This window comes from Salinicola lusitanus, assembly GCF_003206045.1.
Lineage (GTDB): Bacteria > Pseudomonadota > Gammaproteobacteria > Pseudomonadales > Halomonadaceae > Salinicola > Salinicola lusitanus.
This window is the reverse complement of sequence record NZ_PZJM01000011.1, coordinates 38,143-50,400: the sequence shown is the minus strand read 5'-3', so window position 1 is coordinate 50,400 and position 12,258 is coordinate 38,143. Positions and strand designations below refer to the sequence as shown.

Sequence of the window (12,258 nt, the reverse complement as noted above, 5' to 3'; positions counted from 1 at the left end):
TGGCTCGTGGCTCAGGAGTCGTTACGCCAGAAATCGCGAATCGATGCGATGCCCTGGGCCCCGACGGCCCGCGCCTGATTCGCGTGGTGACGCGTCATCCCGCCCAACGCGAAGACCGGCATCGCCGCCATCTCCACCATCTGCTGGAAATCGTGCCACCCGATCGTCACCGCTTCCGGGTGCGACGGGGTCGGCGCCAGCGGCGAGAGAGTGACGAAGTCGCAGTCGATCTGCCCGGCCTGGGTCAGTTGCTCCTCACCATGCGTCGAGGCGCCCAGCCACTTGTCGCTGGGGACCGGGCGCCGCTTGAGCTCCATCAGCCTGGCACTGGTCAGATGGATACCGTCGGCATCGACCCGCTGCAGCCACTCGGGGTCGGCGTTGAGCAGCAACTTGGCACCATGGCGGCGGCAGAGCGCCAGGGTCTTCTCGGCGCGGGCCTGGTAGGCAGCATCATCGAGCCCCTTGGCACGCAACTGCACCAGACGAATATTGTCCTCTTTCAGAGCACGCTCGAGCCGGTCGAGAAAGACGGCGTCGTCCGCCTCCTCGGCGGTGATGAGATACTCCTGGGGCAGCGCCACCGCGCGCAGAATCGGCAGATTGGCCGCCGGAAAGGCGTAACTGGTCAGATCGTCGACCTCGACCCACCGCACCGGTTGCCCTTCTCTCCCGTACGGGTCGCCTTCGTACTCGCGCACCTGCCAGACATCCAGCAGGATGTGCTTGTCGGCATATTCGTGATGCACGCGAATCAGCGGCTGGGCGCGCAGGATCTGGATGCCGAGCTCTTCGCTCAGCTCCCGCTTGAGCGCCTCGAAGCCGGTCTCGTAGGGGGCAAGCTTGCCCCCCGGGAATTCCCACAGACCGCCCTGGTCGACCGTTGCCGGACGCCTGGCAATCAGCACTCGCCCGTCGCCTCGGATGACGGCGGCAGCCGCTACATGGACCCGTCTCTTGATCATCTTGCTAAGTCTCTCGCACCACTTCAGTGTTTGACGGCGATATCCGGCTTCGGGATAGCGCTCTCCGTCAGAAAGCGTTCAACTGCGGTAATCCGCGTTGATCGATACGTAATCGTGGGACAGGTCCGATGTCCAGATCGTGGCGCTGGCATCGCCGCGACCGAGGCGAATGCGAATGATGATCTCTTCCTGCGCCATCACCCGACTCCCCGCCTCTTCCGTGTAGCTGTCGGCGCGACCACCATGCTCCACCAGACGTTCTCCACCGAGATCGATGATGACGCGCTCGACATCCAGATCCTTCACCGGCGCACGCCCGACGGCAGCCAGGATTCGACCCCAGTTGGCATCGCTCGCGTAGAGCGCGGTCTTGACCAGCGGCGAATGGGCGACCGTGAACGCCACCGCCCGCGCCTCGTCGACGCTCTCCGCCTGCTCGACCTGCAGCGTGACGAACTTGGTCGCCCCTTCTCCATCGCGGATGATCGCCTGCGCCAGCTCGACGAGCACCGATGTCAGCGCATCGCGGAACCGGCGCTCATCGTCGGCCGACTCGATGCGCGGACCGCGACCGGTGGCGATCAGGGTGCAAGCGTCGTTGGTGGAGGTGTCCGAATCGACGGTGATCGAGTTGAAGGAGACCTGCACCGCCTCGCGCAGCCACTGCTGGAGCCGCTCCTGATCGATCGCCGCATCGCAGGCAACGAAACCGAGCATGGTCGCCATGTTGGGCTGGATCATGCCGGAGCCCTTGCTGATGCCATTTATAGTGACCGTGCCGCCACCGATCTCGACCTGGGCCGACGCGCCCTTGATGCGGGTATCGGTGGTCATGATGCCCTCGGCGGCGAGCGCCCAGCCATCGGCATCCCGCGCGGCCAACGCGGCGGACAGCGCGTCCGTGATCCGACTCACCGGCAGCGGCTCTCCGATCACCCCGGTCGAGAACGGCAGCACGTGCTGGCTCTCGACGCCGGCCAGCGCCGCCAGCGCGCGGCAGCAAGCCTCGGCATCGTCAAGCCCCTTCGCGCCGGTGCCCGCATTGGCATTGCCGGTATTGATCAGCAGGAAACGTGGCGTCGTCTGCTGCAGGTGATCCCGAGCGACGTGCACGGGTGCGGCGCAGAATGCGTTGCGGGTGAACGTGGCAGCGACGGAGGCGCCCTCGGGCACCTCGATCACGACCAGATCGCGCCGGTTCGGCTTCTTGATACCCGCCATCGCGGTACCCAGGCGCACACCCTCGAGCGCCGGCATCCGGGGAAACTGTGATTTACCTACAGCCATTCCATTCTCCTCGGCGAGCACGGACCCTGCCCGCGCCCTTGGCCATTCTCAGCTCAGCGCACCATGGCACTGCTTGTACTTCTTGCCGGAACCGCACGGGCAAGGATCGTTGCGCCCGACCTTCGGGCCTTCACGGCGAACCGGCTGGGCACCATCCTCGGCCGGCGCGGCTTCCGTTTCCGCTTCCGCCCCTTCGGCCGTCTGCTGGGCGGCGGCGACCGCGTCCTCATGGACGGACTGGCTGGCCGCCTTCTCCCGCTCGAGCGCTTCGCGACGCTGACGCTCCAGGTCCTCGACCTCTTCCTGGCGACGCACCTGCACGTGGCTCAGGATGCGGGTGACGTCATGCTTGATGTTGTAGAGCAGAGACTGGAACAGCTCGAAGGCTTCGCGCTTGTACTCCTGCTTCGGGTTTTTCTGGGCGTAGCCGCGCAGGTGGATACCCCGACGCAGATGATCCATCGACTGCAGATGCTCCTTCCAGCGCGTATCCAGCACCTGCAGCATGACCTGCTTCTCGAAGCGCTGCATCATGTCGACACCGATCGCGTCGACCTTGGCGCGATACTGCCCCCGATGCTGGTCCAGCAGGCGCTGGCGCAGCACCTCCTCGTTGAAGTTGTCGTCCTCTTCCGCCCACTGCACCAGCGGCAGGTCGATATTGAACTCCTGCTTGAGCTGATCCTGCAGCCCCGCCAGTTCCCACTGCTCCGGCAGGCTCTGCGGCGGCACGTAGTCGGAGATCGTCTGCTCGAGCACTTCGTCGCGGATGCTGGCGACATTGTCGGAGATCTCGTCGGCGGCGAGGATGTCGTCCCGCTGCTCGTAGATGACCCGGCGCTGGTCGTTGGAGACGTCGTCGTACTCCAGCAGCTGCTTACGGATGTCGAAGTTGCGGCCTTCGACCTTCTTCTGCGCCCGCTCGACCGCGTTGGAGACCATCTTGTGCTCGATGGCTTCGCCCTCCTCGAGCCCGAGCGCGCCCATCAGGCGTTGCACCCGGTCGGAACCGAACAGCCGCATGAGGCTGTCTTCCAGCGACAGGAAGAACCGCGTCGAGCCCGGATCCCCCTGACGCCCGGCGCGGCCACGCAGCTGGTTGTCGATCCGCCGCGATTCGTGCCGCTCGGAGCCGATCACGTGGAGGCCACCGGCCTCGAGCACGGCATCGTGGCGCTGCTGCCACTCAGCCTTGATCGATTCGATCTGCGCCTCGCTGGGGTCCTCGAGCCTGGCGACTTCCGCTTCCCAGTTGCCGCCGAGCACGATATCGGTGCCACGGCCCGCCATGTTGGTGGCCAGCGTGACGGCACCGGGGCGACCCGCCTGAGCGATGATCTCGGCCTCGCTGTCGTGCTGCTTGGCGTTGAGGACGTTGTGAGGAATCTGCTTCGCCTGCATCAGCTTGGAGAGATACTCCGAGGTCTCGATGGACGCGGTACCCACCAGCACCGGCCGCTTGGCCTCGCGCTGGGTGTTGACGTCCTCGATGATCGCGGCGTACTTCTCCTCGGCGCTCAGATAGACCAGATCGTTCAGATCCTGGCGCGCCAACGGACGGTTGGTGGGGATCACCAGCACGTCGAGGCCGTAGATATGGTTGAACTCGAAGGCCTCGGTATCGGCAGTACCGGTCATCCCGGCCAGTTTCTCGTAGAGGCGGAAATAGTTCTGGAAGGTGGTGGATGCCAGCGTCTGGCTCTCGCGCTGGATCGTCACCCCCTCCTTGGCCTCCACCGCCTGATGCAGACCTTCCGACCAACGGCGCCCTGGCATGGTACGACCGGTGTGCTCGTCGACGATCACCACGTTGCCGTCCGAGACGATGTAGTCGACATCGCGATGGTAGAGGCAACGAGCCCGCAACGCCGAATGGATATGCTGCAGCAGCCCGAGATTCTGGACGGCGTAAAGCGAGTCTTCCGACTTGAGCAGGCCCGCCTCCCGCATCAGCTGCTCGACCTGCTGGTGGCCTTCCTCGGTCAACTCCACCTGCTTCTGCTTCTCGTCGATCAGGAAATCGCCGGTGGTCGGGTCCTCTTCGTCGGTACACTGATTGAGCTGCTTGGAGAGCGCGTGAATCGTGCGGTAGAGCTCGACGTTCTCCTCCACCGGGCCGGAGATGATCAGCGGCGTGCGCGCTTCATCGATCAGGATCGAGTCGACCTCATCGATGATCGCGTAGTGGAGCGGTCGCTGGACCTTGTCCTGCAGCGAGAAGGCCATGTTGTCGCGCAGATAGTCGAAGCCGTACTCGTTGTTGGTCCCGTAGGTGATATCGCAGGCATAAGCCTGCTTCTTCTCCTCGTTCGGCTGGCCGGAGGCGATGACCCCGACACTCAGGCCGAGGAATTCGTAGAGCGGGCGCATCCAGTTGGCGTCGCGGCTGGCCAGATAGTCGTTGACCGTGACCACATGCACGCCTTTCTCCAGCAGCGCGTTGAAGTAGACCGACAACGTCCCGACCAGGGTCTTGCCCTCACCGGTCTTCATCTCGGCAATCCGGCCCTCGTGCAGCGCCATGCCGCCAACCATCTGGACATCGAAATGACGCATGCCGAGGACGCGCTTGCTCGCCTCGCGGACGGTAGCGAACGCTTCCGGCAGCAGGGATTCGTGCTTCTCGCCATCGGCCAGGCGTCGGCGAAACTCGGCGGTCTTGGCCTTGAGTGCCGTGTCATCGAGCGCTTCGAACTGGGCTTCCAGCTCGTTGATCGCCGCCACCTGCTTGCGCATGCGCTTGACGTCGCGGTCGTTCTTGGACCCGACCAGCTTGTGTAGTATTGCATTCAACATGATCTATTCCTGCGTGCCCCTGAGGCAGCCATGCGACGACGAGGTCGGCACCGGCTGCCAGTGATGATGAGATAGCGATAGCGGTCATCAGGCAGGCACGGGCGGGCCTCGGCGGGACAGGACGTCCAGGGCGGCGCTGGGGACAACCAGGGGTTCGAGGTGGGCTCGCTTCGGCTGCGGCAAAGGCGCCGTGGTGCGCGGATGCAGGGGACGCTTGGCGGCGATGCGCGCGACCCGCCGGGACTCGGCCCGAATGGCCTCCGGGGCCATCAGGTAGACTTGCGTCAGGCGCTCGGCCAGCCGCATCGCCTCGGCGTGCATCAAGCCCGCAGGCAGCAGGCAGCCGACCAGCACACTGGCCAGCCACCAATGGGCTCGCTGCCGGGGGCGCCAGATGGCGCCACGCTGACCGGACTGCGCTTTGACCGAAGTCATGCTGTCGACGAACTCCGCGCCGTGATAGGTTTAGCGGGTCTTTCCCCACCGCGTGCAAGCCGATGAGTATAAAGGCTAAGCGTTTACGAGCCCAGCCCGTTTCCCGACTCCTTGAGCAACCGGGGGGATTGGGCGACGTGATGCGCATGGCGACGTTGATCGAACGCGCCCAGAACCACCTGAGACGGCAACTCCCACCGGACGTGGCCGAGCATCTCTATGTCGGCGGCTACCGCAACGGCGTGCTGACGCTGATCACCGACCGCGCCGCCTGGTTGACGTGGCTGCGTTACGAACAGCCTCGCCTGCTGGCGTTGCTGCATCAACTGCCCGGCTTCGAGGCGGTCATGAAATTCTCGCTGAAGGTACGCCCGATCCGGCCGGTCAAGGCACTACCACGGCAGACGCGTCGACTGTCGCCGGCCGGCGCCGACGCCCTGTCCCACTGCGCGGAGGGCCTGGAAGACTCTCCGCTCAAGCGCTCGTTGAATCGCCTGGCCTCACACGCCCAGAGCGCACCGGAATCGGACGACGGCCCCGCGACCTGAACCGGGCCGCACGCTCATCCCCGCCATCACGCTGAGTGGCTAGGCACCGAAGGATTCGCCGTCCACAAACGACGACGCCGATCCTGGGATCGGCGTCTAATTCAGCGACAAGAGCCGAAGCTCTCGGGAAAGCTCAAGCCATGGCTGGGGCGGCGTAGGAGATCGGCGCCGATTGCGAGGTTTCCTCGAAAGTCACGATCTCGTAAGCCTCCGGGTGGGCCAGCAACTCACGGCAGAGCTGATTGTTGAGCCCGTGGCCGGACTTGTAGCCCCGGAACTCACCGATCAGACTGTAACCGAGCTGATAGAGGTCGCCGATCGCATCGAGCATCTTGTGCTTGACGAACTCATCGTCGTAGCGAAGGCCATCCTGGTTCACGATGCGGTAGTCGTCGACGACGATGGCGTTGTCGAGACTGCCCCCCAACGCCAGGTTCTGCGAGCGCAGGAACTCCAGGTCGCGCATGAAACCGAACGTGCGCGCTCGCGACACCTCCTTGACGAAGGAAGTCGTGGAGAAATCGACCGTCGCGGTCTGCTTCTGCTGCTCGAAGACGGGGTGATCGAAATCGATCGCGAAACTGACCTTGAATCCGTCGTGGGGCAGAAACGTCGCCTGCTTGCCATCGTCGTTGACGGTCACTTCGCGCTTGATACGGATGAACTGCTTCGGCGCCGACTGTTCGGCGATACCCGCCGACTGGATCAGAAAGACGAACGGACCGGCGCTGCCATCCATGATCGGCACTTCGGGGGCACTCAATTCAACGTAGGCGTTGTCGATACCCAGGCCGGCGAATGCCGACATCAGATGCTCGACCGTGGCGACCTTGACGCCATCCTTGGACAGCGCCGTGCAGAGATTGGTGTCGGTAACGCTTTCGGCGTGTGCCGGAATATGCACCATCGGATCGAGGTCGGTGCGCACGAAGACGATGCCCGTATTGGGCGCCGCGGGACGCAGTGTCAGATACACTTTTTCTCCGGAATGGAGTCCTACGCCAGTGGCGCGGATCGTGTTCTGCAGCGTTCGTTGTTTGATCATGGGCATCGACCTGACAGTCAAATGGTTTGGAAACGGTGTTCACTATAACACCAAACCATGGGCCCACCAACCATATCGATGTGACAAAATGATGATGGGCAGTCAATTAGTCTATCAATCCGCCTGACGACGCAAGAAAGCCGGGATGTCGAGATAGTCGTCCATATCCGACGTCTTGCGCTTCTCCTGCTGGGACTTCTTCGCGGCGGCCTCCTGCTCCGCGCGCGCGGCCTGCTGACGCATGACCGCCGGCTGCTGAAGCTTGCGGTAATCGGTCGTTTCCGGACGCGAAGCCGCCGTTTCACGGGGAACGGCTTTCTCCTTCTGGGCATCCAGTCCGGCAGCGACGACGGTTACCCGCAGTTCGTCGGACATCTCCATATCGATGGCGGTACCCACCACGATAGTGGCGTCCTGGGAAGCGAACTCCTGAACGGTCGCGCCCACATCGTTGAATTCACCGATGGAGAGATCCGGACCGGCGGTGATGTTGACCAGAATGCCTCGCGCACCGTGCAGATCGATATCTTCGAGAAGCGGGCTGCGAATGGCTTTCTCGGCGGCTTCCCGGGCGCGATTTTCCCCCGTCGCGGCACCGGTTCCCATCATCGCCATCCCCATCTCGGACATCACCGTGCGCACGTCGGCGAAGTCGACGTTGATGATACCCGGGCTGGTGATCAGCTCGGCGATACCCTGAACCGCCCCCAGCAGCACATCGTTGGCGGCACTGAAAGCGGTCAGCAGGCTGGCATTCTTGCCCAGCACCGACAGCAGCTTTTCGTTGGGGATGGTGATCAGCGAATCGACGTACTCGGAAAGTTCCTTCATCCCCTCTTCGGCCGCGCGCATGCGCTTCGGCCCTTCGAACGGGAACGGACGAGTGACGACGGCGACGGTCAGAATGCCGAGTTCCTTGGCCACCTGAGCGACCACGGGCGCTCCACCGGTACCGGTGCCGCCGCCCATGCCGGCGGTGATGAAGATCATGTCCGCGCCCTGGAGCATCTCGGCGATGCGGTCACGATCCTCCATGGCTGCCTGGCGGCCAACATCGGGGTTTGCCCCGGCCCCCAAGCCCTTGGTGATCTCGCCACCCAGTTGAAGAACGGTCTTGGCCGCCACGCGCTTGAGCGCCTGAGCATCGGTGTTGGCGCAGATGAACTCGACGCCTTCGATGTTACTCTCGACCATGTGGTTGACGGCGTTGCCGCCGCCGCCGCCGACACCGATGACTTTGATGACTGCACTACTAGAAGGTGCGTTATCTACCAGTTCGAACATTGCCCCGTCTCCAAGACCGCTTGCGGCCTGTCAGAAATTTCCTTTAAACCAGCCTTTGAGTCGCTCCAGCGTCGAAACCTCATCCCTGGTTGCGCGCCGGGGAAGTGAGTCTTCCCTTAGAGGCTGGGCTGATACTGCGCGAGAGTGCTTGGCGTCTTTCATTCCGTAGAGTAGCAAACCTACCCCCGTCGAATAAATCGGGTTGCGTACCACATCCGCCAAGCCACGGACGTTGTATGGGCAAGCGATGCGGACCGGCATGTGGAATATCTCTTCCGCCAGCTCGACCACCCCCTCCATTCGAGAGGTGCCCCCCGTCAATACGATCCCAGCTGCCACGAGGTCTTCGTAGCCACTGCGACGCAGCTCCTCGCGCACCAGCGTGAAGAGCTCTTCGTAACGTGGCTCCACGACTTCCGCCAGAGCCTGCCGGGAGAGATCCCGAGCCGGCCGGTCGCCAACGCTCGGGACCTTGATCATTTCGTCGCTGCTCGCCAGTTGCGTCAGCGCACAGGCGTATTTGACCTTGATGTCCTCGGCGTACTGAGTCGGCGTGCGAAGCGCCATGGCGATATCGTTGGTTACCTGATCGCCGGCGATCGGAATCACGGCGGTGTGCCGAATGGCGCCCTCGGTAAAGACGGCGATATCGGTCGTCCCGCCACCGATATCGACCATGCACACGCCGAGCTCCCGCTCGTCCTCGGTCAGCACCGCGTGGCTGGAGGCCAGCTGTTCGAGAATGATGTCATCCACTTCCAGGCCACAGCGGCGAACGCACTTCTCGATGTTCTGGACGGCGTTCATCGCGGCAGTCACCAGGTGAACGCGAGCTTCGAGGCGAACGCCAGACATCCCCAGCGGCTCGCGAATACCCTCCTGGGTATCGATGGCGAACTCCTGGGGGATCACGTGCAGCACGCGCTGCCCTTCGGAAATGGCGCGTGCACGGGCGGAATCGATGACACGATCGATGTCGGCAGGCGCGACTTCCCGCTCCTTGATCGCCACGACGCCATCGGAATTCATCGAACTGATGTGGCTGCCAGCGATACCGACGTAGACCGAATGGATGTCGCAGCCTGCCATCAGCTCGGCTTCTTCCACGGCGCGCTGAATCGACTGAACGGTTGATTCGATATTGATCACGACACCCTTTTTCATGCCACGCGAGGGGTGTGAACCAATCCCGGCAATTTCCAACCCGCCATCATCGGTGGGTTGCCCCACGATGGCGACCACCTTGGATGTTCCGATATCCAGCCCGACCACCATATTGGAAGCGTTGGATTGTCCTGCCATAGGTCGGGGTCGCTCCTCAAACTTCACCGATAAACCGGATAAAAATGGGCCAACAAAGATTCGTGCTTATTATAGGAACAAGACGACCCTTTTCACCAGCCCATTGCTGAAACAAAAGCCACATTAAGCCCTTTTTCTTTAAAAGGGAAATAAGGAAGGAGTGTGGCCGCTATTAACCCGGTGTGAAAACAGCGGCCCTTCGGCGATAGCAGGGGTTAAGCGCACAGTCCGGAGGGTAAGAAGCCATCGCTCGCGGCACCCTCATCTTCTCAGATCGCGATGCCGGAAGCGGCGCCAGCCGCGGGATCCAGCGCGACTTCCAGCCCCGGATGGCACCGACCTAGTGGTTGGAGTCGGCGGCCGTTTCACCGTGTCTCGCCACCGAGACGCCATTGGGATAACGAAGATCGATGTAGCGTATCTGCGACGCCTCCTGTCCCAACTGTCGTTTCCATGCGGCAATAAAACGAGCCAATCGCGCGTCCAAGTCCGTCCGACCGAGAATAACCCAGACACCATCATTGACCTGAAAGCGCCAGGCGCCCCGTGGCTCGAGCCTCAACTGCGTGATCGAGAGGCCAAGGTCGGAAAGCGTACGGCGCAGGGAGTCGTAGTAACCCAGGACTTCGCGCCCCGTCCCATCGGGCCCACCGAGATCGGGAAGACGACGCCCAAGATCGCTGACCGGCCCCGGCGAGAACGGCTGCCCACGGTTGTTCAGCAGCAGCTCGTCGTTCCAGCGCGCCACGGGATCCTGCTCGTAAAGCACGAAGCGCAGGGTGTTGGGCCACTCGCGAGAGACGGTGACTTCCCGCAGCCAGCCAATCTTGCGCGCTTCGGTGCGCAGGTCGCTCAAGGAGAGGGAGAGCCAGGTATGGCCGCGCACCAGAGGGGCCAGCTCTTTCTGCAAATAAGCGGCACTGACGTAGTTCAGGTCACCGCTGATCGAAACCCGGGCGATCGGCTTGTCCAGCCACAACCACAATGCCCTGCCGCCGGCACCGATGAGGACGACGATCATGAGTATGCCGAGCAGCGTACCCCGCGCGCTGGAGTTCATGACGCCCGCCCTGCCGAGGCCTCGGCCCCGCACCGCTCGCAACGCTCCGGTCGCGCCATGACGCACCCGCTCTCTTCCGGCAAGACCATTAGCCTCAAAGGACCACCTCGTCGAGCTTGAGCGCACAATGCGCGAGCCCTTGGGCAATACCGCCGATGTCACCGGCCCCCTGGGTGATCAGGATGTCGCCAGGGCGCAGCACGCGCGCGAGGATACCCGGCAACGCCGACTTCTCCTCGATGAATAACGGATCGACCTGACCACGCTGGCGAATCGAGCCCGCCAACATCTTCCCTTCCGCGCCGGGAATCGGTGCCTCGCCGGCGCTGTACACGTCGAGCAGCAACAGGGTATCGACACCGGAAAGCACCCTGACGAAGTCTTCGTAGAGGTCTCGCGTGCGGGTATAGCGATGAGGCTGATAGATCATCACCAGCCGACGCTGCGGCCAGCCGGCACGAACGGCGCGAATCACCATCTCGACTTCGCGCGGGTGGTGGCCGTAATCGTCCACCAGCATCACCTCGCCGCCCTGCGGCAACGGATAGTGACCGTGGACCTGGAAACGGCGACCGACCCCGCCGAACGAGGCAAGGCCCCTGACGATATCGTCGTCGCCGACACCGGCGTCGGTGGCCACCGCGATCGCCGCGAGCGCGTTCAGGGCGTTATGGGTACCCGGCATCGACAGGGTGATGGCCAGCGCCGCGAAATCGGCGGGACGTTCGGCGACGAACCGGATGGTATCGGCGGTCTGTTCGAAGTCCCGAATACGATAATCGGCGTCTTCGCTGAACCCGTAAGTGACGAATTGGCGCTGAACCTGCGGCAGCAATTCCCGTACGTTGTCATCGTCGAGGCAGAGCACGGCCCGACCGTAGAAGGGCAGATTGTGCAGGAATTCGATGAAGGTCGTCTTCAACCGGGAAAAATCGCCGTCGTAAGTCGCCATATGGTCGGCGTCGATATTCGTCACGATCGCCGTCATCGGCTGCAGGTGCAGGAACGAAGCATCGGACTCGTCGGCCTCGGCAACGAGGAAGTCCCCGGCGCCCAGGCGGGCGTTGGTTCCCGCGCTGGTCAGCTTGCCGCCGATGACGAACGTCGGGTCGAGCCCCGCCTCGGCGAACAGCGTCGACAGCAGGCTCGTGGTCGTGGTCTTGCCGTGGGTGCCGGCAACGGCGATACCGTGACGGAAGCGCATCAGCTCGGCGAGCATCTCGGCACGACGCACCACCGGCACGCGGTGCTCGCGCGCCCACTGGATTTCGGGGTTGGTCGGATCGACCGCCGTCGATACCACGATCACGTTGGCACCTTCGGCGTTGACCGCCGCATGGCCGATGGCGACACGGATGCCACAGTCGCGCAGATGGTGGGTGACCGCCGACTCCCTCAGATCACTGCCACTGACTTCGTAGCCTTCGTTGGCCAGCACCTCGGCGATGCCGCACATCCCAGCCCCGCCGATGCCGACGAAATGGATGCCTCGGATGCGTCGCATGCCGAGATGCGATCGCGCCGGACGCGTCTGAA

10 protein-coding genes are annotated in these 12,258 nt (G+C 63.3%); 1 reads left to right on the top strand and 9 read right to left on the bottom strand.

Annotation, left to right across the window (positions count from 1 at the left end):
* Positions 1-11: 11 nt before the first annotated feature.
* The 4 genes from DOM45_RS16785 to DOM45_RS16770 all read right to left on the bottom strand — a co-directional run bounded on the left by DOM45_RS16785 (position 12) and on the right by DOM45_RS16770 (position 5,483).
* Positions 12-965, bottom strand: coding sequence for a Nudix family hydrolase (locus DOM45_RS16785; RefSeq protein ID WP_110602384.1), 954 nt, complete (start codon positions 963-965; stop codon positions 12-14).
* Positions 966-1,043: 78 nt separating this feature from the next.
* Positions 1,044-2,252 (bottom strand): bifunctional glutamate N-acetyltransferase/amino-acid acetyltransferase ArgJ, encoded by a 1,209-nt coding sequence (argJ, locus tag DOM45_RS16780; RefSeq protein ID WP_110602383.1) that lies wholly within the window; start codon positions 2,250-2,252, stop codon positions 1,044-1,046.
* 48 nt (positions 2,253-2,300) lie between these two features.
* Complete coding sequence (gene secA, locus DOM45_RS16775; RefSeq protein ID WP_110602381.1) at positions 2,301-5,048, bottom strand: preprotein translocase subunit SecA; 2,748 nt, start codon at positions 5,046-5,048, stop codon at positions 2,301-2,303.
* A gap of 87 nt (positions 5,049-5,135) precedes the next feature.
* Positions 5,136-5,483: a hypothetical protein gene (locus DOM45_RS16770; RefSeq protein ID WP_110602379.1), complete on the bottom strand. Its 348-nt coding sequence runs from the start codon at positions 5,481-5,483 to the stop codon at positions 5,136-5,138.
* Between the two features lie 146 nt (positions 5,484-5,629).
* Here DOM45_RS16770 and DOM45_RS16765 point away from each other — a divergent pair, with 146 nt between their 5' ends.
* Positions 5,630-6,031 (top strand): DUF721 domain-containing protein, encoded by a 402-nt coding sequence (locus DOM45_RS16765; RefSeq protein WP_342588728.1) that lies wholly within the window; start codon positions 5,630-5,632, stop codon positions 6,029-6,031.
* Between the two features lie 133 nt (positions 6,032-6,164).
* Here the strand turns inward: DOM45_RS16765 and lpxC are convergent, their stop codons facing one another.
* The 5 genes from lpxC to murC form a co-directional block, all read right to left on the bottom strand.
* Positions 6,165-7,076 carry a UDP-3-O-acyl-N-acetylglucosamine deacetylase gene (gene lpxC, locus DOM45_RS16760; RefSeq protein WP_110602376.1) on the bottom strand — a complete coding sequence of 304 codons (912 nt, stop codon included), beginning with the start codon at positions 7,074-7,076 and terminating at the stop codon, positions 6,165-6,167.
* Positions 7,077-7,190: 114 nt separating this feature from the next.
* Positions 7,191-8,360 (bottom strand): cell division protein FtsZ, encoded by a 1,170-nt coding sequence (gene ftsZ, locus DOM45_RS16755; RefSeq protein WP_110602374.1) that lies wholly within the window; start codon positions 8,358-8,360, stop codon positions 7,191-7,193.
* Between the two features lie 30 nt (positions 8,361-8,390).
* Entirely contained in the window at positions 8,391-9,662 is a 1,272-nt protein-coding gene (gene ftsA, locus DOM45_RS16750) for a cell division protein FtsA (RefSeq protein WP_110602373.1), read from the bottom strand.
* Between the two features lie 340 nt (positions 9,663-10,002).
* The gene (locus DOM45_RS16745; RefSeq protein WP_110602372.1) at positions 10,003-10,722 is read right to left on the bottom strand and encodes a cell division protein FtsQ/DivIB; all 720 of its coding nucleotides are present in this window, start codon (positions 10,720-10,722) and stop codon (positions 10,003-10,005) included.
* Positions 10,723-10,816: 94 nt separating this feature from the next.
* The gene (gene murC / locus DOM45_RS16740; protein ID WP_110602394.1) at positions 10,817-12,226 is read right to left on the bottom strand and encodes a UDP-N-acetylmuramate--L-alanine ligase; all 1,410 of its coding nucleotides are present in this window, start codon (positions 12,224-12,226) and stop codon (positions 10,817-10,819) included.
* Positions 12,227-12,258: the final 32 nt, after the last annotated feature.